At 58.6% G+C, this 23,663-nt stretch carries 19 protein-coding genes and 1 pseudogene; 16 read left to right on the top strand and 4 right to left on the bottom strand.

Annotation, left to right across the window (positions count from 1 at the left end):
* Positions 1-206 precede the first annotated feature (206 nt).
* Both AB4136_RS31185 and AB4136_RS31180 read left to right on the top strand, forming a co-directional pair.
* Positions 207-779, top strand: coding sequence for an NADPH-dependent FMN reductase (locus tag AB4136_RS31185; RefSeq protein WP_137902038.1), 573 nt, complete (start codon positions 207-209; stop codon positions 777-779).
* Positions 780-920: 141 nt separating this feature from the next.
* A complete protein-coding gene (locus AB4136_RS31180) occupies positions 921-2,315 on the top strand; it encodes a mercuric reductase (RefSeq protein ID WP_137902039.1) in 1,395 nt (464 codons plus the stop codon).
* Between the two features lie 53 nt (positions 2,316-2,368).
* Here AB4136_RS31180 and AB4136_RS31175 read toward each other — a convergent pair whose 3' ends face one another.
* On the bottom strand, positions 2,369-3,292 hold the full coding sequence (locus tag AB4136_RS31175; RefSeq protein ID WP_441932146.1) for a GlxA family transcriptional regulator: 924 nt from the start codon (positions 3,290-3,292) through the stop codon (positions 2,369-2,371).
* A gap of 148 nt (positions 3,293-3,440) precedes the next feature.
* On the opposite strand from AB4136_RS31175, the gene AB4136_RS31170 reads away from it, so the two are divergent.
* The 11 genes and pseudogenes from AB4136_RS31170 (at position 3,441) to AB4136_RS31120 (ending at position 18,398) form a co-directional block, all read left to right on the top strand.
* On the top strand, positions 3,441-3,983 hold the full coding sequence (locus AB4136_RS31170) for a cysteine hydrolase family protein (RefSeq protein ID WP_137902041.1): 543 nt from the start codon (positions 3,441-3,443) through the stop codon (positions 3,981-3,983).
* A gap of 27 nt (positions 3,984-4,010) precedes the next feature.
* Positions 4,011-4,558, top strand: a pseudogene (locus tag AB4136_RS31165) (LysR substrate-binding domain-containing protein); the annotation flags it as partial.
* Positions 4,559-4,825: 267 nt separating this feature from the next.
* On the top strand, positions 4,826-6,289 hold the full coding sequence (gene pdxR / locus AB4136_RS31160; protein WP_441932143.1) for a MocR-like pyridoxine biosynthesis transcription factor PdxR: 1,464 nt from the start codon (positions 4,826-4,828) through the stop codon (positions 6,287-6,289).
* 340 nt (positions 6,290-6,629) lie between these two features.
* A complete protein-coding gene (locus AB4136_RS31155) occupies positions 6,630-8,111 on the top strand; it encodes an amidase (RefSeq protein WP_137902043.1) in 1,482 nt (493 codons plus the stop codon).
* Between the two features lie 123 nt (positions 8,112-8,234).
* Positions 8,235-9,326, top strand: coding sequence for an ABC transporter permease (locus AB4136_RS31150; protein ID WP_441932142.1), 1,092 nt, complete (start codon positions 8,235-8,237; stop codon positions 9,324-9,326).
* A 202-nt stretch (positions 9,327-9,528) separates the two neighbouring features.
* Complete coding sequence (locus AB4136_RS31145) at positions 9,529-10,551, top strand: BMP family protein (protein ID WP_137902044.1); 1,023 nt, start codon at positions 9,529-9,531, stop codon at positions 10,549-10,551.
* Positions 10,552-10,802: 251 nt separating this feature from the next.
* Entirely contained in the window at positions 10,803-12,479 is a 1,677-nt protein-coding gene (locus AB4136_RS31140; protein WP_441932139.1) for an ABC transporter ATP-binding protein, read from the top strand.
* A complete protein-coding gene (locus AB4136_RS31135; RefSeq protein ID WP_441932137.1) occupies positions 12,469-13,578 on the top strand; it encodes an ABC transporter permease in 1,110 nt (369 codons plus the stop codon). The genes AB4136_RS31140 and AB4136_RS31135 overlap by 11 nt, the downstream gene beginning before the upstream one ends.
* Entirely contained in the window at positions 13,568-14,506 is a 939-nt protein-coding gene (locus AB4136_RS31130; RefSeq protein ID WP_137902045.1) for an ABC transporter permease, read from the top strand. Before AB4136_RS31135 ends, AB4136_RS31130 begins: the two co-directional genes overlap by 11 nt.
* A 73-nt stretch (positions 14,507-14,579) precedes the next feature.
* Positions 14,580-16,547, top strand: coding sequence for an acetate--CoA ligase (gene acs, locus AB4136_RS31125; RefSeq protein ID WP_137902046.1), 1,968 nt, complete (start codon positions 14,580-14,582; stop codon positions 16,545-16,547).
* Between the two features lie 480 nt (positions 16,548-17,027).
* The gene (locus AB4136_RS31120) at positions 17,028-18,398 is read left to right on the top strand and encodes a hypothetical protein (protein WP_137902047.1); all 1,371 of its coding nucleotides are present in this window, start codon (positions 17,028-17,030) and stop codon (positions 18,396-18,398) included.
* Between the two features lie 25 nt (positions 18,399-18,423).
* Here the strand turns inward: AB4136_RS31120 and AB4136_RS31115 are convergent, their stop codons facing one another.
* The gene (locus AB4136_RS31115; protein ID WP_137902048.1) at positions 18,424-18,753 is read right to left on the bottom strand and encodes a hypothetical protein; all 330 of its coding nucleotides are present in this window, start codon (positions 18,751-18,753) and stop codon (positions 18,424-18,426) included.
* 178 nt (positions 18,754-18,931) lie between these two features.
* On the opposite strand from AB4136_RS31115, the gene AB4136_RS31110 reads away from it, so the two are divergent.
* Together AB4136_RS31110 and AB4136_RS31105 are read left to right on the top strand one after the other, a co-directional pair.
* Entirely contained in the window at positions 18,932-20,545 is a 1,614-nt protein-coding gene (locus AB4136_RS31110; protein WP_137902049.1) for an RcgA family putative transporter, read from the top strand.
* Entirely contained in the window at positions 20,535-21,560 is a 1,026-nt protein-coding gene (locus AB4136_RS31105) for an RcgR family putative quorum lactone hydrolase (RefSeq protein ID WP_137902050.1), read from the top strand. Before AB4136_RS31110 ends, AB4136_RS31105 begins: the two co-directional genes overlap by 11 nt.
* 81 nt (positions 21,561-21,641) lie before the next feature.
* Here the strand turns inward: AB4136_RS31105 and AB4136_RS31100 are convergent, their stop codons facing one another.
* Positions 21,642-21,980 (bottom strand): helix-turn-helix transcriptional regulator, encoded by a 339-nt coding sequence (locus tag AB4136_RS31100; RefSeq protein ID WP_083237635.1) that lies wholly within the window; start codon positions 21,978-21,980, stop codon positions 21,642-21,644.
* Between the two features lie 577 nt (positions 21,981-22,557).
* Here AB4136_RS31100 and AB4136_RS31095 point away from each other — a divergent pair.
* Positions 22,558-23,244 (top strand): transposase, encoded by a 687-nt coding sequence (locus tag AB4136_RS31095; RefSeq protein WP_441932133.1) that lies wholly within the window; start codon positions 22,558-22,560, stop codon positions 23,242-23,244.
* 92 nt (positions 23,245-23,336) lie between these two features.
* On the opposite strand, the gene AB4136_RS31090 is transcribed toward AB4136_RS31095, so the two are convergent.
* Positions 23,337-23,639: a hypothetical protein gene (locus tag AB4136_RS31090; protein ID WP_137902051.1), complete on the bottom strand. Its 303-nt coding sequence runs from the start codon at positions 23,637-23,639 to the stop codon at positions 23,337-23,339.
* Between the last annotated feature and the right edge of the window lie 24 nt (positions 23,640-23,663).

Here is a 23,663-nt window from a genome sequence, read left to right as displayed (position 1 = left end):
TGTGGTAGACCCGGCGGGCGGCAGTCACAATCATCGTCATTGGCCGCGACGGCAACATGGCCGATTCCGGCAATCAACTGATCGTGACCTCGCCCGCATCAGCCTCTTCTCCATACAATCAAGGTGACAATTGCCTTCGACCGGCAAACAATGGTGTGGGCGGTGCTAACTCGGAACTGGACAACCATTGATGTCTGGAGGAACCCATGACCACGCATAAGGTCGGCTATCTCATCGGCAGCCTCGCCAAGGGCTCGATCAACCGCAAGCTCGCCAAGGCATTGGTACGGCTCGCTCCGCCGGAACTTGCAATGTCGGAGATATCCTTCAAGGACCTGCCGCTCTACAGCTACGACTATGACGCCGACTTCCCGCCGGCCGGCAAGGCGTTCAAGGCGGCGATCGCGGCCGTCGATGCCGTGTTGTTCGTCACGCCCGAATATAACCGATCCATACCTGGCGGGCTGAAGAACGCCATCGATTGGGCAAGCCGCCCCTACGGCACCAACTCGTTCACGCGCAAGCCGTCGGCAGTGATCGGCACGTCACCGGGCGCAATCGGCACCGCCGTCGCCCAGCAGAATTTGCGCAGCGTGCTCGGCTTCTGCAACTCGCCCCAGATGAACGCGCCGGAAGCCTATATCCAGTTTACGCCGGGCCTCATCACCGATGACGGAGAAGTCACCAATGACGGCACCGCCGAGTTTCTTCGCACCTTCATGCAGGATTTTCATGTCTTCGTTGCCAGGGTGCGCTCGGTGCTGCCGAAGGATGCGTAGGGCGTGTCCGTCGCGTGATTTTGTAACTCGGTCACGCAACGAGGAAGAATTGAAGTCCAGACTCGCTGGCGAATGATTACAGCGGCCCCAAGCGGCCGCTGCACCTCCAGGATTCCATTTCCAATCTTCAAGGGAGCAACAATGTCCAACGCGGAACGGTACGACGCCCTTGTCATCGGCAGCGGCGAAGGTGGCAAATATCTCGCGTGGCATCTTGCCCAGGCGGGAGAGAAGACCGCCGTGGTCGAACGCCGCTGGGTTGGCGGTTCCTGCCCCAACATCAACTGCCTTCCCAGCAAGAACGAAATCTGGAGCGCCGGTATCGCTCGGATGGTCGGCCGCGCCGGCGAATTCGGCGTGACCACCGGCCCTGTCGCGGTCGACATGAAAAAGGTTCTCCAGCGCAAGCGTGACATGGTCGACAGCCTCGTCGCCTTCCACCTCGAACGGTACAAGGCGACCGGGGCGGAACTCGTCATGGGAACCGCGCATGTCGTCGGGCCGCACACCGTCGAGGTATCGCTCAATGACGGCGGGACGCGACGGCTGGCCGCTGAAAAGCTGTTTCTCAATTTGGGTACGCGGGCGAGCGTACCTCCCGTTCCGGGCCTGGCGGAAGCCCGGCCGCTCACCCACATCGAGGTGCTCGAACTCGACCGGGTCCCGGATCATTTGATCGTTCTCGGCGGCGGCTATGTCGGCCTCGAATTCGCACAGGCCTACCGCCGTTTCGGCAGCCGGGTCACCGTCATCGAACGCGGTTCGCGACTGGCCAAGCGCGAGGATGAGGACGTCTCCCGGGAGGTCCAGCGCATTCTGCAGGCGGAAGGCGTCGAGCTATTGCTGTCCGCCGAAGTCGAGCGCGTGGAAGGGCGGTCCGGCAACCATGTGCATGTCCTGGTCAACACTCCTGACGGTCAACGGATGGTTGAGGGCACCGATATCCTGGTCGCGGCCGGCCGTACGCCCAATACACGAGGGATAGGGCTGGAAGAGGCAGGCATCGAGCTGACGGATCGCGGCTATATCCGCGTCAACGATCGGCTGGAGACGACCGCCCCGAACATCTGGGCAATCGGCGAGTGCGCGGGAACGCCGCAATTCACCCATATGTCGCTCGACGATTTCCGCGCCATCCGCGACAATCTGAAGGGCGGCAACCGGTCGACCAAAGACCGGATGACGCCCTATTGCATGTTCATCGACCCGCCGCTTGCACGGGTCGGAATAAGCGAGGAAGAGGCGCGTGCCAAGGGCGTGGCGGTGCGTGTCGCCAAGCTGCCGACGAAGGCGGTACTGCGGACGCGCACGACATCGGAATCCGAAGGGTTCATGAAGGCGCTTGTCGATGCCGACGACCGTATAATCGGCTTTGCCATGATTGGCTCGGAAGCCGGCGAGGTCATGGCTGTCGTGCAGACGGCGATGCTTGCCGGGCTTCCCCATATGGCGCTTCGAGACGCTATTCTCGCCCATCCGACAATGGCGGAAGGCTTGAATGCGCTGTTCGGCAATGTTCCGGCCAAGAGCGGTTGATGGCCTCTGCTCTCTCCGGTGCACCCGAGGTTCCGTGCACGAACACGCCAGCCTCAAGCATGGAACCTTTGGCGATACTCGCTGGGCGAAAGACCAACGATGCGCAGGAAGATTTTCCGGAAAGCGCCGGGGTCGGAATAGCCGATCTCCCATGCGACACGCTCCATCGGCAATTGACCGAACTGGAGCAGTTCCTGCGCCTTGGTTACACGCAGGCGCTGCGCATAGTCGGTCGCGGTCAGCCCGGTCGCCTTCTGGAACCGGCGCAGAAAGGTCCGCTGTTCCAGACCGGCCTGTTCAGCCAGAATCGACAGCCGCGCCTCCTTACCCTCATTGGCCTGCAGGAAATGTTGCACCTTGAGGATCGCCGCGTCACCGTGATTCAGGCGCGGCACGAAGCCGCTATAATATCGCTGCTCGCGTCCCGGCGGGTCGACCAGCAGCATTCTTGCAGTGCTGGCCATGACGACCGGGCCGAGAAAGCGATCGACCATTTTCAGCCCCAGATCGGTCCATGCCATCAGCCCCCCGGCCGAGATGATGTCGCCCGCGTCGATGATTAGTCGGTCGGTATCGAGAAGCACATCGGGGAAACGATCTCGGAAGGCTTCGGCATAGTTCCAGTGAGTGGTCATCGTCCGGCCTGCAGGCAGGCCGGTTTCTCCCAGTAGAAAGGCGCCGGCGCAGATGGAAGCTAGTACCACACCTTCGCTATGACGCTTGCGTAGCCATTCCGCCAGCGGCGCTGCCGCTTCGCGGGCAATCGGCGGTTCAAGCGAGGGCGGCAGGATCAGCACGTCGCAGGGCTTTGGTTTGGGCGTTCCGGCGGCATCGTCGCTGTCGAAGACCACAGTCGGCGCTGACGCTCCATCCGCCTGCAAATGGCGCACTCGGAGCCGGGGCGCTTCGGCATTTGCATCCAACGCGATGCGGTCGGCGACTTTGAACAGGTCGGTCAATCCGAGGATCGCCGACATTTGAACACCGGGGTAAAGAACAATTCCGATTTGGGCATCTGCCATCTGTCGTTATTACCCCTGATTCTGTCGATTCTGCCAATGGCCGCGACCATCAGCTGAAACGATATTGGGCGCAAGCAACACAAGAGCCGAAAGGAATTTTGCAATGTCGAAACGCGCCATCCTCGTCGTCGATCTCCAGAACGAATACTGGCCGACGGGAAAATTTCCGCTGGTGGGGATCGGGGCCGCCGCCGCCAATGCAGCCCGCGTCATCGCCCATGCCCGCAAACAGGGTGATCTGGTCGTCCACATCCGCCATGAGATGCCCGGCGGACCGATCTTCGTACCCGGAAGCGACGGGGCGAAGATCAACGAGACAGTTCTGCCGCAGGGCGATGAACCTGTCGTCACCAAGAACTTTCCCAACTCCTTCCGCGAAACCGAGCTGGACGATCTGCTTAAGAAGCAGGGCGTCGAGGAAACCGTCGTGATCGGCGCGATGAGCCATATGTGCGTGGATGCCACCACACGCGCGGCCAACGATCTGGGCTACAGTACCGTCACTATCCACGATGCCTGCGCTACCCGCGATCTGGAGTTCGACGGCGTAGCGACGCCGGCGGCGCAGGTTCATGCCGCGCTGATGGCAGCACTGGCCTTTCTCTATGGCGAAGTGATCAGCACAGACGCTTTCATCGCAGGCTAAAACGAACGGGAAAGAAGGGAGCCGGTGATCCCCGGCCGCTTCTGGCGCCTGCATCCGCAGGGGTGGTGATAACGAAGATCCGCATGAACTTGGTGCTGCGCACGATGCTGTAGCGCGGCGAACTGGACGTCGCCATCATTCAGGTTTTTTCCGATGAGGTCCGGCTGACCGACGTGGCGCTGTTTCGCGAGGACCTGCACTAGATCAAGTCGCGCGAACTGTCGTTGACCCCTCAATGGGCGATCCCAGTCCTCGGCTTCAACGACGACTGCTGCTACCAACGGCGGGCAATCGACATGGGACAGGACGGAGGCCCGGACCTCGAAGCCGGGTTTGAATGCTCGAGCGCAGCAGGGCTCGTCGCAGCGGTGAACGTGGGACTGGGCGTCGCGCTGCTGAGCGACCGACATCTGCGTCCGGACATGGAGTTGATCGAGAGCCGCCTTCCCGCGCCTCAATCGCTCGCCTATGCCATACGTCGGGCGAGGAAGACGAGGAACCCCGCCTTGGACAGCTTGACATCCGAGATCGAGACCGAGGTCAGTCGTTACGGCGGATTAGCATTGGCGAGCTAGCGCCACTTACTTCAACGGCACCCGTGGGTCTCGGTTTGACGGCTTCGGGTCTCTGATTTCAGTGCGGGAAGCTCGGCCCGCTCCAGTCGACAACCCGGCAGCCGCCCGACTTTCCGAAAATACCCTCATCGACAATCTTGCCCATGATCCTGCCTTGACACTTAATTCATCAATGGTTGATCAATGGCCTGAGCTACCCTCACAATTCATCGGAGATGATTAGGCCAATTGTTCAAGCACTCTCAACTTGAATCCGTACAAGCATGGATGGCCCATCCTGCCTATACGTCTATGCCACTTCACGCGCGGATACACCGCGCAATCCGGCAATTGATCCTAGGCGGTGCGCTCGAACCTGGTAAATCATTGCCAGCCACCAGAGGGCTAGCCAAGTCGCTTGGTGTATCACGCGATACAATTGAGGCCGCGTACATCCAGCTTCATGCAGAAGGATTCATTGAACGGCGTGTTGGAAGTGGTAGCTTTGTGGCAGAGCTCACAGAATTCCAGCCGACTCGACAAAAATCAAAACGCTACGAATTACAACGTAACCAAGTATCGGACCTTAGCAAACGCGGAGCAGCGACGTTTCGTGGCGGCGGCGTTCCTGACGCTCCGGTCCCGCTGCCGTTCACGCAAGGAATACCAGAAACGCGGAATTTTCCTCTCCAATTATGGGAACGCCTTGGGCGGCAAGCCTTAAAAGATTTTGGTATAAAAGCGCTTCAGCATGGAGATCCACAGGGCGCCGAGCCACTGAGGAGAGCGATAGCCGACTATATAAATCTTGAGCGAGGTGCTCATGCCTCGGCAGATCGCATCCTTGTGCTCAATTGTTCGCAGCAGGCGATAACACTATGCGCAACAATGCTGCTGGATCCCGGAGACCGGATATTCATCGAGGATCCGGGATATAATGGTGCACGCAAAGCGTTCGATGCTGCCGAATTGGAAAGCGTACCGGTTCGTGTGGATCATCAGGGTGTCGTGGTAGAACAAGTCATTAATGACTCAAAGGGCGTAAAAGCAATCTTTCTGACGCCATCCCACCAATTTCCAACTGGAGCGAAGCTTGGCTTGGACCGCCGCCTCGCATTGATAGACTGGGCAGCCCATGAAAAAGCGTGGATCATCGAAGATGATTACGATAGTGAATTTCACTATTCTGGTAAACCTACGGCCTGTGTCCAAGGGCTTGACCCGCATGATCGCACGATTTACATTGGCACATTTACAAAATCTCTCTTTCCTAGCCTCCGGATTGGATATCTTGTTCTTCCTCCCCAGTTGGTGAGGCCGATGACTGTGGCGCGCACAGTGCTAGATGGGTATGCTGCCCCGATCACGCAATTAACCCTCGCACGGTTCATCGACGGCGGTCATTTTGGAGCCCATGTTCGCGCTATGCGGACTGTCTACGCCGAGCGGCTTGAGACTCTGGCCGGTCTTGTTGAATTACATCTTTCGTCATTTTTGGAGGCTCGTGTGCCCATTGGCGGCTTGCAAATGCCTTGTCTCTTAACCTGCGATGTCTCCGAGCGGGTCATCATCGATGCTGCTCAACGGGATGGTATCAAGCTATTCGGGACCTCGGCACTCTTCGCAGGAGGCAAAGGCACGCCTGGATTTTTACTTGGCTTTGCCGCATACACACCACGTGAGATCGAGGTTGCTGTTAAGAGACTAGCAAATGTATTTCACTCGATGACTTCGAAACAGGCGCGAAACTGACAACGCAAGGCAATATCTTCGATCGGATCGGATCGGTTGCGGTCGAAGAAGCAGGTACAGGTTGCAGAGGCAACGTGTTTCGCGTCCACTCGATCAGCTGCTAATCGAGTTCTTGATCAGGTGGTCCACGCCCGCGGTCGAGATTGGGTTTTCCGACAAACTGTGGCGAATTTGTTGGGAACTGTTCGATCAACATTCTGCTGAGCTTGCTTGGATCTGACGCGCCGCCGATCAAATGGCATGGCCATATTAAAGAAAATGGCGGGGTCTACCGTGCCAAAAGTATGGCATGGGGGATGCCTTAACGCTCCACAACCATCAGCGACACAAGAGGACGGTCATGAAAGTAGACATTCAAGAAGTAGACATGACTGCCACCGAAATAGCCCGATTGGTAAACGCGAAGGAGATTTCCCCTCGCGAAACGATTGAGGCTGCCATTGAACGAATCGAAACATTGAACCCGCAGCTCAATGCGATATCTTACGCTGCGTTCGATAATGCCCGTGAGGCAGCAGCAAGGCTTGAGAAGCGTATAGTTCGAGGAGAGCAGACAGGACCATTAGCTGGTGTCCCTCTGCTGAACAAGGATGCGTTTAGTGCCAAGGAGGGATGGCCTTGCTCTGCGGGGCTAAAAGCATTGCGCGGGCGCATCTCCCCTTCTTCTACGAACCTTCCCAAGCGAACGGAGGCGGCCGACGGCATATTTCTGGGTAATACCAACAGTCCCGTCTTCGGATTTCGAGGGACGACAGATAGTGTGGAGTTCGGTCCGGCGCACAATGTTTTTGACCTGGACCGCAATGCGGGGGGGTCCTCTGGCGGCAGTGCGGCCGCTGTCGCCTCTGGTATGGTTCCGATCGCGGTAGGAACCGATGGGGGTGGGTCTATTCGTATTCCCTCATCGTGGAGTGGTGTGTTTGGATTCCAACCGTCTCCTGGACGCCTACCATTCCCTCTTGGCCCGGATGAGTTTGGGCCGAACTTGTACCTTTATGAGGGGCCTATCACTCGCAACGTCGCCGACGCTGCACTTGTGATGAGCGTAGTGCAGGGCTTCGACAGCAATGTTGCTCTAGCGCTCACCGACAACGTGGATTTCTTCGGCTCGTTGAAAGCCGGCGTAAAAGGTAAGAAAATTGGATTTACCATCGACTACGGAATCTTTCCGGTCCAAGCGGAAGTGGCGACAGTTATAACAGCAGCCGTGCGGATATTCGAATCGCTCGGTGCCGAGATAGAGCCTGTAGATCTTCGCATTCCGCACTCTCAGCGTGAACTTAGCGACGTATGGAACCGACTCCAGGCAATCGGGGTGCATGAAGCGCTCAAAAGTTTAAAGGCGGAAGGGTTAGACCTACGTACGGTTGCCAAGGAAGAATTGCCCGACCCGATGATGCGGTGGGTCGACATGGTTCCGCGGCTCACCGTCGAGGATCTGATTCAAGACCAGCGCAAGCGTCAATCAGTCTTTAGGGAGTTTGCGAAGGCGTTCGAAAAGTATGACTACATCGTTGCCCCCACGCTGGCATGTCTGCCAGTCCACAACCAAGATGACGGCTTCACTCAAGGCCCCACCTGGATCAACGGGGAGGAAGTGGACCCCCTGATCGGTTGGTGCATGACATATCTGACTAATTTTACTGGTTACCCTAGCGCAAGTATCCCGGCCGGCATGTCCGGAGGATTGCCGGTTGGAATGCAAATTATGGGACGTAGGGGTGCGGATTTCGATGTCATGGCAGCATCGGCGGCGTTCGAAGAAGCGTCGCCGTGGAAATCTACCTACCAAAGGCTCGATCCTCGCCTAGGCCACCGATAACTTTCCCGCGCTTGGGGTTTCTGTCCCGGAAACCCCAATATCTCCAGCATTGGCCGTCGAGACGCCGGTCAGGGCACTCCACATGAGTGCCATCACGCACGTTGCTGGAAGAGGCTAATCCTCATGTTGTTTGAACGCCGCCTCGCCCCTGTCGACTCACCATTGGTTATTGCCGGCTGCATGATTGGATCGGTCGTGCCGGCGCTCCTGATCGGCATCATTTTGATCATGCCATTCGTCTCGAACCCAATCGATGCTTATGTCGCACTCTTTGATGCAAGCTTCGGTAGTCTGCGAGGCTTCGGGATCACTTTGAACCGCGCCACCCCGCTGATTCTCGTTGCGCTTGGCACCTGTGTGGCCTGGCGCTCGGGATTCGGATATCTTGGTTTCGAAGGGTGCCTCACGCTCGGCGCCGCTGCAGCCACTTGGTACGCACTTCTGGCGCTGGATGGCGGCGTAATCGCATCCATGCCGTTCTTGGCCTTCCTCTTCATTGCCTCAATCCTGGCGTTCCTCGCCGGCGGGGCCTGGGCAGGTGGAGTTGGTGTCCTGCGAAGCAGGTTTGGCGGCAACGAAGTGCTAATCTCACTCATGGCGAATTATGTTGCGGTCCTGATTGTGCAGTTCCTGGTCTCCGGCCCGATGCGGGCCGCCGGTAACCTGCCGGAGACGACATGGTTACCTATCATCACCCCGGGAACCCGGACTCATGCCGGTATCCTGATCGCGCTGCTGGCAGCAGCAGCGATCTGGTTGCTGATGAGCCGCATGCGCCTCGGCTACGAGTTTGTGGTAACCGGCTTAAACCCCCGAGCGGCGCGCTACGGTGGTATCAACGTGGGGCAACGCTACGTACTCGCGGCAGTTTTCGCTGGTGGCGTGGCAGCCCTCGCCGGACTGGTCGAGGTTCTCGGCACACAACACCGGCTCCTGGATGGCCTTAGCGGAGGAATGGGCTTCCTTGGGATCGTGGTTGCGCTTCACGCCAAGCTCAATCCACTCGCAGTAGTGCCCATCGCCATCCTCTATGCGGCGCTCTCGGTTGGCGCGGACGCGATGCAGCGTAGCACTGGTGCGCCCTCGTCGATCATCTTCATCCTGCAGAGCCTCATCTTGCTCTCTGTCATTGCCAGTGACTTCCTGCGCTACTGGACAATACGGCCGCCGATGATGCCGAGGAGCCAAATGGGAAGAGTCAAAGATGTTGGATGACTTCATTATTTCTTCGTTTCTCGTCACCTGGTGGCAGCGAGCGTGCGCCTCGCCGTGCCGCTGCTACCTTAGCTATCCATAGTGTATAGCTCGAGTGAGATCGCGCCGGTCGATTGGTCTGCTCTAATGCTAAAAATTGGAGGGGCTTACCGTGCCAAAAATATGTCATAAAGCAATAGGCTAACTGCCTAGGGAGGAAGAAATGCGGTTGAATTCTATCAATTTTAGTCGACGCGCGGTACTCGCCGGATTAGGTACAGGACTAGGTGCAGCCCTTCTACCCGGAAGGCTATGGGCTCAGGACGGGCAGCGTGTTGCGCTGCTCATGGTGGGTTCAATTTCAGATGGTGGCTGGAATCAGCTCGCTTTTGAAGGCCTTGCCGATCTAAAGGCCAAGGGCTTCGGTACTGCCTATGTCGAAAATGTCACTCAGGCGCGAATCCCCGAGGTAGTCCGTGGCTATGCCGACGACGGCTTCGACTTGATCATTGGTCACGGCTACAACTTCGGCAACACCATTGCCGAACTTGCACCGGAATACCCGGATCAGAAGTTCTTCGTGACCGCCTTTCAGGCGGGGTTAGAGCCGGTCAGCAACGTACAATTCATCCATCTCGCTTATGTCGGCGCCTCGTATGCAGCGGGCGCGCTTGCGGCGCTGATTTCTGATGCCGGCAAGGCGGTTGGTTTCGTCGGCGGTGGAGACAATCCGACGCAGCAGGCGATGAACCGTGCCTTCATCAGCGGTGCCGAGAATACAGTTAAAGGTATCCGCGGCCTTGGTATAGTGACCGGCGACTACAATAATGCCGCAAAGGGAAGGGAGGCCGCGTTGACGATGATCGGGAATGGTGCCGATGTGATCTGGCATGCAGCTGACGTGACTGGCCTCGGTGTTATCCAAGGTGCGGCTGGCGCTGGTGCCAAGGTCATCGGATGCTATGCCAACCAGACAGCGCTTGCCCCCGACCGGATGGCGACAAGCTTCATGCTGAACTTGCGCTGGATGGTGAACGAGTTAGGACGATCCTTAGCTGCGGGAGAGTTCGCAGGCGGCACTGAATGGAGGCCATCGATCAAGGATATTTGGATTCAAGCCTATGGCACGGGCGAGCAGTTGACCGAATTCAACCCTTCACTAGTTGATGCCGACGCCAAAGCGAAATTCAAATCGATCCTTGACGACCTCGAATCCGGAAAAATTGATCTGGACGCCTTCGAATAAGTGAGTCGCTTAGATTTCAAGCACGAAGGCGTCACGTTGATTCACCATCTTACCCGGCGGCGGACCGGCGCGGCCAACAGGGAGCGGCAGGTGCGCCCTAGTGAACTCAAGAGATGTTCGATCTTGTACAGTCCACTGCTGCTAAATTAGGCACGCACGCATAGAGCTAATGATCGATGGGCTGACCGTCGCGTCAGCCGTAATAGCTCGCGCCTAATGGTACCAAGAATCGGCAAATAAAGGGAGGAAGCATGCAGCCAAAATTGGAAATACGGGACGCGGCCGAACACTTCCCTAGCGTGCCCGCAAACGACCAGGCCAGTCTAATGTCGATGCCGGGGGAGGTACATGCGCTGTTTGGCGGGCAAAGAGGAAGTATGCGGCCAAAACTGGAGATACGGGACGTGGTCAAGCGTTTCCCCGGCGTACTTGCAAACGACCATGCCAGTCTAACATTGATGCCCGGTGAGGTGCATGCGCTGCTTGGCGAGAATGGTGCCGGCAAGAGCACGCTGATGCAAATTCTCTATGGATCATACGGGGTCGATGAGGGCGAGATACTTCTCGATGGCCAGCCAGTCAAATTTGCTAGTCCGCGCGAGGCGATCCGCTGTGGCATCGGCATGATCCACCAAGACTTTATGTTGGTGCGAGATTTCCGAGTAGTCGAAAATGTTGTTCTTGGCCTCGAGAGCGGTCACGGACTGCTGGATCTTGGTAGTGCGGCGGCGCGGTTAAAAGCGATATCGGAACAACATCAACTCGAAATCGATCCTTGGGCGCGGATTGATACACTCCCGGTTGGGGTTCAGCAGCGAGTAGAGATCATCAAGTTGCTCTACCGCGACGCGCGAATCCTAATTCTCGATGAGCCGACCGCGGTGCTCACACCACAGGAAACAGACAAGCTGCTGGCGACACTACGGGCGCTTGCCGCAGACGGCCGCTCTATCATCATTGTCACCCACAAGCTCCACGAGATCATGGAGGTTGCCGATCGCATCACTATCATGCGCGACGGACGCACCGTCGACACGGTTGACAAGGCACACACGAATGAGGCGGAGCTGGCTCGAATGATGGTAGGGCGTGACGTCCTACTAAAGGTCCAGCGCCCAACAATGCCCCAGGGTAATCCGGTGCTTACAATGCAGGGCCTTCATGTAGATGACGATCGCGGCGAGCCGGCAGTGCGTGATGTCGACCTAACGGTGCATGCAGGCGAGATCGTCGGAGTGGCAGGCGTTGACGGCAACGGTCAATCACAGCTCGTCGAAGCTGTGATGGGCTTGCGACCGGCGAAGCAGGGCGATGTAAAGCTTGCGGGCACACCTATCACGCAGGCGTCGCCAGCCCAGCGTAACGACCTCGGCATGGCCTATGTTCCCGCCGACCGCCGTGGTGTGGGGTCGGTTGTGTCGCTTGGCATCGACGACAACGCAATCCTTGGGAGCCAGCGTCGGCTTACCCACTTACGGACGATGTTCCGTGACAAACGGCGTATCAACGAACATGCACAGAAACTCGTTGCAAGGTTTGGGGTAAAGACCCCAGATGTGCGCTTCCATGCTGGCAAGCTGTCCGGCGGCAATCTCCAGAAGCTGATCCTTGGGCGCGAGATTATGCGCGATCCGCTGGCATTGGTCATCGAGCAACCGACCCGGGGTCTCGATGTCGGTGCGATCGAGGGGGTATGGGCCGAGATATTGGCGGCGCGTAGCCAAGGAAAAGCAGTTCTCATGGTGTCGGCCGAACTTGAGGAAATCCGCAATCTCGCGGACCGGATCATTGTTCTCCACGGCGGCGCCATCATGGGCGAACTTAACCCGGCTGAGGCGAGCGACGAGCTCCTTGGCCTTATGATGGCTGGCATGAAACAAACAGCGGCACGTGCGTTGCTCGAAGAGGCTAATCCTCATGTTGTTTGAACGCCGCCTCGCGCCTGTCGATTCACCATTGGCTATTGCCGGCTGCATGATCGGATCGGTCGTTCTAGCGTTCCTGATCGGCATCATTTTGGTCATGCCATTCGTCTCGAACCCAATCGATGCCTATGTCGCACTCTTTGATGCAAGCTTCGGTAGTCTGCGAGGCTTTGGGATCACTTTGAACCGCGCCACCCCGCTGATTCTCGTTGCACTCGGCACCTGTGTGGCCTGGCGCTCGGGATTCGGATATCTTGGTTTCGATGGGTGCCTCACGCTCGGCGCCGCTGCAGCGACCTGGTACGCACTTCTGGCGCTGGATGGCGGCGTAACCGCATCCATGCCGTTCTTGGCCTTTCTCCTCATTGCCTCGATCCTGGCGTTCCTCGTCGGTGGAGCCTGGGCAGGTGGAGTCGGTGTCCTGCGAAGCAGATTTGGCGGCAACGAAGTGCTAATCTCACTCATGGCGAACTATGTTGCGATCCTGATCGTGCAGTTCCTGGTCTCCGGCCCGATGCGGGCCACCGGTAACCTACCCATGAGCCCGCGGCTACCAGAGACGACCTGGTTACCAATCATCATCCCGGGAACCCGGACTCATGCCGGTATCCTGATCGCGCTGCTGGCAGCAGCAGCAATCTGGTTGCTGATGAGCCGCATGCGCCTCGGCTACGAGTTTGTGGTGACCGGCTTAAACCCCCGAGCGGCGCGCTACGGTGGTATCAACGTGGGGCAACGCTACGTACTCGCGGCAGTTTTCGCTGGTGGCGTGGCAGCCCTCGCCGGACTGGTCGAGGTTCTCGGCACACAACACCGGCTCCTGGATGGCCTCAGCGGAGGAATGGGCTTCATTGGGATTGTGGTTGCACTTCTTGCCAAGCTCAATCCCCTCGCGGTAGTGCCCATCGCCATCCTCTATGCGGCGCTCTCGGTTGGCGCGGACGCAATGCAGCGCAGCACCGATGCGCCCTCGTCGATCATCTTCATCCTGCAGAGCCTCATCGTGCTCTTTGTCATTGCCAGTGACTTCCTGCGCTACTGGACAATACGACCGCCGATGATGTCGAGGAACCAAATGGGAAGTGTCAAAGATGCTGGATGACTTCATTATTTCTTCGTTTCTCGTCACCTGGTTGGCGGCGAGCGTGCGCCTCGCCGTGCCACTGCTACTGACAGCTCTGGGCGAGATTTTCGCCGAACGTTCAGGAGTGTTGAATGTCGGTATCGAAGGGACGATCCTGCTCGGGGCGCTGGCAGCCTATCTCGTCACCTTCCATTCGGGCAGCCCTTGGTTAGGGTTCGTCGTAGCGATATTAGTCGGAATATTTGTGAACCTGTTCCTTGCCTGGATGTACGTCACAGTGCTAGCCAATCAGGTGGTAGTTGGTATCGTCTTCAACATCTTAGCCCTCGGCGTTGCAAGCTATGGCTATCAACTCGCGGCTGGCTCGGCCGCGAGTCCCGAGCTAGTGCCAATGTTCGAGGGCTTGCATATCCCCATATTATCGGACATTCCGTTCTTCGGCCCAGTGCTCTTTTCACATTCAATTCTACTCTACGTTACAATCTTCGCTGTGCTCGCAGCCGAGTTTGCGCTATTTCGTACCACCTTCGGCTTAAATATCCGTGCGGTCGGAGAGAATCCCATAGCGGCAGCCAATGCAGGAATCTCTGTCCCGTTTATGCGCTATGTCGGGGTACTCTTATCGGGTGCCGGTGCGGGTGCCGCTGGCGCCTATCTCGTACTCGCACAGGTTGGTCTTTTTCGTGATACCATTGTCGTCGGGCAAGGGTTTATTGCCCTGGCCATTGTGATCTTTGGTCGATGGCGTCCGATCTATGCGGCTATTGCCGCGATCGCTTTCGGCGCGGCGGATGCCCTTCAACTGTCGCTGCAACTCTTCGCCTTTGATTTGCCCCCGCAACTGCTGTTGTCATTGCCTTACGTGTTAACGATCATCGCAGTGTCTGGCCTTATCGGGCGTGTAGCTCAGCCAGCGGCGTTAATGGAACCCTACCGCCGAAGCTAAGGGCACAACAATCTCTAAGCTGGTAGTCGAAGCTCGAGGAAGAGGCGGGCGCGCAGATTCTCCGGAGGAATATATGTCTGAGTCTACTATGTATCGAGTGCAGCCTTCATCAAAGGCCATGACCTTGATCGACAATGAAACTTACCTTTCGTGGTATGCGCGCAGCGTGGAGGATCCCGATGGGTTCTGGGGCGCGCACGGGCGGCGTCTCGACTGGCTGACGCCGTACACGAAGGTGAAGAACACGTCGTTCGAGGGCGACGTTTCGATCCGCTGGTACGAGGACGGCGAGCTCAACGTCTCGGCGAACTGCATCGACCGCCACCTTGCGGCGCGCGGCGAGCAGGTGGCGATCCTGTGGGAGGGCGACGACCCTGCCGAGAACCGGAAGATCACCTACAGGCAGCTGCACGAGCAGGTGTGCCGGCTGGCCAATGTGATGAAGAAGCACGGCGTGCAAAAGGGCGACCGGGTCACCATCTACATGCCGATGATCCCGGAGGCGGCCTATGCGATGCTGGCCTGCGCGCGCATCGGGGCGGTGCATTCGGTGGTGTTCGGCGGCTTTTCACCCGACGCGCTGGGCGGGCGCATCGTCGACTGCCAGTCGACCTTCGTCATCACCGCCGACGAGGGGCTGCGCGGCGGGCGCGCCATTCCGCTTAAGGACAACACCGACAAGGCCATCGACATCGCGGCGCGGGGCCATGTCCTGGTCAAGAACGTGCTGGTGGTGCGCCGCACCGGCGGCGCGGTCGGCTGGGCGAGTGGCCGCGACCTGTGGTACGACGAGGAACTGGCCTCGGTGGAGGCGACATGCGCGCCGGAGAAGATGAATGCGGAGGATGCGCTGTTCATCCTCTACACCTCCGGCTCCACCGGCAAGCCGAAGGGGGTGTTGCACACCAGCGGCGGCTATCTGGTCTATGCCGCGCTGACTCACCAGCATGTGTTCGACTACCGTGACGGCGACGTCTACTGGTGCACGGCCGATGTGGGCTGGGTGACGGGCCACTCCTACATCGTCTACGGGCCGCTGGCCAACGGGGCGACGACGCTGATGTTCGAGGGGGTGCCCAACTATCCCGATCAGGGCCGCTTCTGGGATGTGGTGGACAAGCACCGGGTCAACATCTTCTACACCGCCCCCACCGCCATCCGCGCGCTGATGGGGGCGGGCGACCAGTTCGTGCGGCGGGCCTCGCGCGCATCGCTGCGGGTGCTGGGCTCGGTCGGCGAGCCGATCAACCCGGAGGCGTGGGAGTGGTACTACACTGTGGTTGGCGAGGGCCGCTGCCCGGTGGTCGACACCTGGTGGCAGACGGAGACCGGCGGCATCCTGATCTCGCCGCTGCCGGGGGGCACCGACCTCAAGCCCGGCTCGGCGACACGGCCCTTCTTCGGGGTGCGGCCGCAGCTTGTCGACAATGAGGGCGCCGTGCTGGAGGGGGTTGGCGACGGCAATCTGTGCATCGCCGATTCGTGGCCGGGCCAGATGCGCACGGTCTATGGCGACCACCAGCGCTTCATCGAGACCTATTTCTCGCAATATCCGGGCCGCTACTTCACCGGCGACGGCTGCCGGCGCGACGCCGACGGCTATTACTGGATCACCGGCCGTGTGGACGACGTGCTCAACGTGTCGGGCCACCGCATGGGCACGGCGGAGGTGGAATCGGCGCTGGTGGCGCACGACAAGGTGTCGGAGGCGGCGGTGGTCGGCTATCCGCACGACGTCAAGGGCCAGGGCATCTACTGCTATGTGACGCTGATGGACGGCGAGGCGCCGGACGAGGCCTTGCGCGAGGAACTCGTCGCCCACGTGCGCAAGGAGATCGGGCCGATCGCCTCGCCCGACAAGATCCAGTTCACCCCCGGCCTGCCCAAGACGCGCTCCGGCAAGATCATGCGCCGCATTCTGCGCAAGATCGCAGAGGACGACTTCGCGGCACTCGGCGACACCTCAACCCTCGCAGACCCAAACGTCGTCGACGAACTCATCCAAAACAGACAAAACAGGAAGGTTGCACTTGGCACTTAGGAGAACTGCGCGCGGGGCAAGGCCGATAGCCTCGAGCAGCGCTGGCACGTTCCGTCTAGCGTTTAGCTCTTCGGGCAGACTAAACTGCTCTGGATATGCGTGGACAAGCGCCGTGCCGAAGCTGCGTGCCAGGCCGCGGTATCGGAATGAGCAAGCCAAATCACGCGAGCCTGCCCCTTCTCGGAGGGGCAGGAACATACTGGACGCAGATCAAATTATACGAGAGTATCATTTTAGGGATCAAGAGCGTGACGTTGGCGCGGTCAGCGGACGCGAATTTTCGTTCTGACTGGCCAGTCCAGGCAGCGATCGGGAGAACCGCTTGCGGCAAGAGGGGCAGCATAAAGGGCGACCGCCTCCAACCCCGTCGGGTGACTTGTACGTCATACCGGCGTTCTTGGCCTGCGGGCGTAGACCGTGGAGCACATCGCCTCAGCCCACGCGTGCAGCAGTTACTCAGCTGAGCCATGTTGATCCGTCATGAGGATCGTCCTTAGAGGCAGGCCGGACTACCAGGTTGACGTGATTTCCACAGAGGAAGCCGAGGCCCTGCGATCATGGTACGTGCACTCGTCATCCAGCGAGCAGGACGCAATCGCTCTCGCAGTCATCCGCCAGGCGAAGCTCTGCGACGGCTGGATTGAGTGCGATTGCATCGGCGGCGCGCATAAACCCCTGCTCGCCCCCCAGCAACAGGAACGGACGTTTACCTTGCGCCGGCTCTCTCCGGCCGACGGAGATCCCCATACTCGCATAGATCGGCCGAACCATGCTGACGATTGCCCGTTCCATGTCGATCGAGCCTTCGACCCGGCTGCTCACGATCGCGCCTTCAATCTGCGGCCAGTGCCGCACCGCGAGACCGCGTATGTCGATGCCTTACCGGCCATTCCGACTCAACTTGCGGATCCTGATCGAAATCCGCCCGATCCTGACCACGAACGAAATGACCGTCCTTCCCGGCTCGCTATTGTACTCTGGAGGCTCATGGATAGTGCCGGCATAAACATTCTCAAACCCCTTCAGGAGGGGCCTTCACAGTACCAACTGAAAAGTCAGCTCGCGGCCCTGCGCCACGCCGGCGCCAGAATGCGCGTCACGCGCACCTGGCGCTTCGGGGCTTTGTCGACAACCTGGCCCGGTGACTACGGTGACAAAAACTCGCGGTTTCAGCGTTTGTTGCGCAAGTCACGGCCGGATTGGGCGCCGAACCAGCGCCGGACCGGCTTCATGATCCTGTTTTCGACGAGCGTCACGCAAAAGGCTATCCATCCCGCCGCAACGTCGGCGCCGATCGAGGTCCTATCACGGGTGCGCCAGCCGCTGCGCAGGGATCCCCGGCACCGCGGGCCGTATCTCGTGATCGCAAACGCTGACTTCGGCGACGATGACGATGGCGACTTACGTGCGGTGCAGGCGTATGCGCAGCCCGTCTTCAATGGCGAGACGCTTTTTCCTGTCGAATCGGGATTTGAACGGGACCTAACGAATTTGCTGATCTGGCTGCAGACATCGCTGTTTGACGCTGCACCGCGACTGCGGATCACAATCAGAAAGCCGCTGTTTGCCATCGCGACCCCGAAAGGTTTGTGCCGACCGGATTTTGTCCTCGAAACAGTGTTTGCAAACCACCCGCCGGTCCACCTTGTCATCGAGGCCATGGGCATGGACACTGAACAATATCGCGCCGCCAAGGCAAGGAAATCGCCACGGATGAAGGAAATCGGCCCGACCTACGAGATTCATCCCGCTGACATCCGACCGGCCAACGCACAAGCCCTCGGCGAGGACCTGCAGCGATGGGTGCTTGCCCACGCGGCGCGTAGGCGACTTCGCTTCGTCAATGGCTGAACTGGCCCGAGAGTCGTTGCCACGTTCACGCCAACGACAGCAATGCGGCCACAAGATCATCGGGCCTCATGCACTCAGGATCAGCGTCGATCAGTTTGGCCAGATACACCGCCTTTGCCCGACGATCGTCGGCTGACGCGACGGGCATCTCTGCGACTGCGCTCAAAGCCAGTTGCTCGTCTCGCGACAAACGTTCCATTTGTCTCGCGGAGAATTGGTCGGTGTGGAAATTGTTGTCGCAGTCGCGAGTAAAATTCACCAGGTCACGCATTTTGCGGCGATGGACGGATATTGCTGCGAAAACGCCTCCATCTGCATTCTCTGATGAATTCGGGCAAGTAGTTTCGAGTCGCATGATTGGCGTCCTTCGGTCACAGCTTGTTTGGCCCCCGACGCCCTGCTCTCTCCTGCCGCTCGCCCTGGTCCGCTCCTATGCAGGGCAAAATCGAACTGATAGAAACTTTGATTGGGGACGAGGGCACGATACGATACGAAGACAAGCGAAGCGATACGAACCCATCGCCTGTAAGAGTTTGATAAAAAACGGAAAATATTTTCTCCCATCGCCACCTGAGGGGAGTGATTTCAAAGAGCTGTTCAGGCGATTTGCTGCGGCGGGCGCTGGACGGCCAATGGGCGCAGATGGTTTTCCCGCCGGACCATGGACGCCCGAACTTCTTGCCGAGGCGATCTCACAGATTGATTCCAACCGGATTGGAGTCGACCTGCGGACAGTACAGCTTTGGTTTCAGGAGAACGACAAAGGGATTAGCGCCGCTAACATTCGTTGGTTGGCAAGGGTTTTCGGGTGCGATGATCCAATCGCAACTGGGGAATGGCAGGTGGCGCTCAGTGCCGCGCAATCGCGACTGACGGCCAGACGACGCGAATCGAAGAGAACGGGAATCGATGATGCGCTCCCGGTTCCAAATCCAGCGCCTTTCAGCACTTCCGCAGCCGCGACAGAGCCCCGGGCGGAACTGGCACGGGATACGGACGCAGCGGAAGCGACCAGACGTCTTAGTCTAGCGAGGAGATCGGAAGCGCTTTTTAGCCACGGCTCCCCCTTGAATCTGCCAGCCTCGGTGTTCGCAGGCATCTCCGCACTTGGATTTTTGTCGTTTATGCTCGGCATTCACAACGTGAAATATGCGCGTGCGGACGGCATCGTTAAGCAAGTTGGATTCCTGTGGGCCGCGAACTGGACGTTCGTGTTCATGGTGTTCCTGCCTCTCTTCCTGGCCTTCGTGTCTGAACTCGTGACCTCGTGGAAATACGAAGAGCGACCAAAGCTTGTAGGATCCGGCAATCTGGGTGAAAGCTTCCATACTTGGGAAGCCGTCATAGACGCGTCATCTTATTCTTTCTGGGCGGTTTTTCTGATCTGTGTGTTGTTCGCCGGACTTTTCCAGTGGATCGGCGTGTGTCTGATCCCGTTGATCAAAGGCGGCGGCAACTATGCTATAGACTGGGGAAAGTTGGCGATCATACGCCCGGAGGCCATATCGGTGCCGACGGAGATCGCGTTCACAGGGCTCGCCTACCTATATATGTGCCTGTGCTTCTATCTGTTCTTCGCTGGTCTCATTTTGCTCTATTCGGTCATCGACGACCTGCGGAAAATTCGCGAGGCATCGAAATTTCGATCGGACATCCAACGTGATCCAGATCTAGATGAAGCCGGCTTCAGAGTGATGCGGTGGGTGTTCCGGTGCACCATTTTGGGCGTCCTGATCGCCACGGTCATGAAGCTTCAAAGCTCGTACCTCGCATCCGACGGAACGAATATCGTAACCTGGTTGGTCGGCGATCTATCGTCGGCCGTGTATGAGCGCGCTCATGCGGGCAACAGATTCAGCTATAGATTGCCGACGCATTTCAGCAGTCTTCTCATCGCAATTTCGGCCTGTGTCGTTTTTCTGCATGGCGCGATCCGTTTGGGCGTCGGACGTCAATCCCAAGTCCCTTTGTGGAAGATGTCGGCGGTCGTGACACTGCTCGTTGCCAGCTACTTGTTGCTCGATACATTTTCAGGCTTCTCGATCCTCCTCGGCGTTGGAGTGCTGCTCGCAACATACGGCCTGGTCGACCCGGGGTTCGGCCAAGGGAGCGCGAGTAAGTTGGGAAACGATCAAAGTGTATCATAGATGGCTTGATCGCTGGGACGAACGGCGGGCGCGTCGCGGTGAGGAAGGGAAGAAGGCAACCGCTTTCATCCTCGACGCCGATCGCGCCTTCCCAGGCGAAAAGCAGGCAGGAACTATCGAGGAGTTTTGTGTCCTGGCCGACCAAGCCGTGGCCGACCCAGCCTTTTTCGATGAACCGGGCGGCAACGACCAGGGTTTTGAAAGACAAGGCGAATGGCTCAAATTTCCATCGAATATTTCGACCGACGTTGAAGAAAACGATGTTGTCTGGGCAAAAATCACCGACAGCGGATCCCTCGATCTGGCATTGGTGATTTTTCACCATTGGAATGCGACCTCCTGGAATCGCCAGATTGCCAGCTTCTTCTCCAAGCGCGGCATCACGGTTGTCGAGCTGGCCATGCCCTATCATTTCCAGCGCAGCCGCCCCAGATCCTCACACGCCGACTATATGCTCAGTGCAAACCTCGGCCGGACGATCCAATCCTTAAGGCAGGCCGTATTGGACGGTCGAAAGCTCATTCGCTGGTTGAGGGGCGAAGGCTACAGGGACATTTCGGTTCTCGGCATGAGCCTGGGATCCTGGGTCGCCGGATTGGTCGCGGCGCATGACCTGGCCGTGTCGAGAGCCTCGTTGTTTCTGACGGCGGGAAGCCTGGCCGATATGGTTTGGACAGGTCGCGCAACGCGAGCGATACTCCATAGCCTTGAGCCTGAGATCGATCTGACTGATCTCAGGCGCGCGTGGGGCCCGCTTAATCTGGAGAACTATGCTCATCGACTGTCACGGACGGATCTTGCCCTGCACGTCGTATTGGCCAAGAGAGACAAGGTGGTTTTGCCGGAACTGTCGGCAAGCTTCATGAGGAAGCTGAAGGACACCGGCGCCAGACCCAACGTTCTTGAGTTGAACTGCGGCCACTATTCGCTGGCGATTCCGCCCTACGGTTTGTTGGCAGGTTTAAGCCTGAAGCGGTTTCTTTCGAGAACTGATCGGCCGACCCTGCTAAGATGACCGGCGTAAGCTGCTCGGATCATCAGCAAGGTCTCGGGTCTCCGTGCTGTTCACATGCGGCGACCTGCAAAGACTGTGCCCCTATTCGGTGGCGGCTGTGCGTGGCCGGGTCGTTTTCCTTCGACGCCGCCGCAACTTCGCCTCGCCCCATTTATCTTCCAGCAGTTCGAATGCTTCAATGTCGAACGCCTTCGAAATCCGGTTCAGCATCGACAGACGAACGTCACGGCGTCCATTGAATACCTGAGACATATAGCTTTCGGTCACGTCAAGACGTTCTGCCATTTCCTTGCTGGTCAGACCGTATACATCGCGAATCCGGATAAGCGCATTGCTCAAACGCTTGTGCAGACGCTCGGCGTCGTCCCAATCCGGCGCCAATCCGGCCGCGTGCTTTCCAGCTTTTGGATGCTGCGGCATCAAAACTCACCTTTTAGTATCACTGTGCGTTATGCCTCGAACCGTTATTCGATGTAAGGCCTCTGGAAGCAAATCCCCAACGCGGAACAGATGTGAGCAATTCTTACACACTGCGCCCACTTGGGACTTCACGGGCGCGACGGGGCGGCTTGCGGCAAAAGCGGAGGGCGGAAACGTGCGGTGCTGGTGGAATCGGTTTTCCACCCGCCTCTTCTAGAAAACTCATCACGAAAGGTCCGGCATGCAGGGCCAGAAAGCACGACGCCCGCCGCGGAAGGAGGAGCGGCGGGCGTCATATAGGTGGTCGACGATCGGGAGGAGGTGAAGGTCGACCGTATCCGCCAGTCTCTGGGAGGAGGTAGATCCTGACGAAATTCAGTGACGCAAATCTAGCCGATCGGACTCGTCGCTCCAGTGTTGATTTCGCATGGCAGCAATGCGAATTGTGCTTCGCGGCATATGCGCCCAAGGTCCTCAGGTCGAGATATGGGGACGGGGCCTTGCTCCGCTCTGGCGGCACGACGCATATCGGGCCTATACGCATGTCGTGCAAATCGCATTGATTCAGGAAGAAGACATGAGACGACAAACGCGTCCCTTCATTGTGGAGGTGAAGCACAGGCGCGCTCCAGCGAAGAAACAGTCGATCTGGGGCAACCTGAATATTGCGGCGGTCGCCGCGGAAACCATGCGCGACCTAGGACAGGATGAGCCGACTTCCCCGCCCGTGATTGACTCCGGCGCGCCGTCGAATGATGTTGCGAGCGACGACAACCCGCCAGTGGAGCACACTATGCCCGATCCGCAGGAAGCTCAAACCGCTGAGGCCGTTGCCGAAGCGCCCGTGAGCGTAGAAGCCCCTCAGCCAAAGAAAAAAGCTCCACGGTCGAAAAAGGCAAAGGCAGCGCCCAAGCCGCGGATCGCAAAGGAAGCCACAAAGTCGGCACCCAAGGTGGCGGAGGCCCCTACCGCTCCGGCTCGCGCCAAGCGCAAGACCTATTCCGAAAAGGAGCGGTCGCAGATCCTCGCGAAGATCGAGAAGTCGATCGGCCGCAGCGGGTCGATCAAGGCCGCTGTCAGCGAGACGGGCATATCGGAACAGACCTACTACCAGTGGAAAAAGGCCGCCGATACTGCCGCCGCGCCTGCCGATCTGAATGATCTCCTTGCACTAGAGCAAGAGAACACGCAGCTGAAAAAACAGCTGGCGGAACGCTTGCGGCAGGAGAACGCCGAGCTCAAGAAGAAACTCGGGCTGAGATAGCTCCTGACGGTTCACTCAGCAGACCAAGGCGTGCGGAGCTTCTAGTTCGGGAGCAAGGGTAGGAGACCGGAGGCGCCGTCCGTCGGCCGGTCTCACAGCCGAAGTGAAAGCTGTGACTCGACTTCGTCCGCTTCCATCAGCAGTGAGGCGAGCGAAATCCCGAGCAGGCGGATGCCCTTCGACCTGGGAAACGTCGCCTTCATCAGCGCAAATGTGTCGAGGACTATCTTGAGTTCGACGGGCGGATAGAACGCGAGCGCGGGTCGAACAGGAGAAGCTCCTGGCCGCGGGCAACGAGCGGGAGTTTGCTCGCCACTTTCCAACAGCTGGAAGCGCCAACAACTCGTGAGGTAGTTCCTGCGCGCTGCCGCGCTGAATTCGGTCTGACGCAGCATCCATCGCACCGAGCAGGAATTCGG

The organism is Mesorhizobium sp. 2RAF21 (assembly GCF_052115345.1).
Classification (GTDB): Bacteria; Pseudomonadota; Alphaproteobacteria; order Rhizobiales; family Rhizobiaceae; genus Mesorhizobium; species Mesorhizobium terrae.
This window is presented reverse-complemented; position numbering and strand designations above follow the sequence as displayed.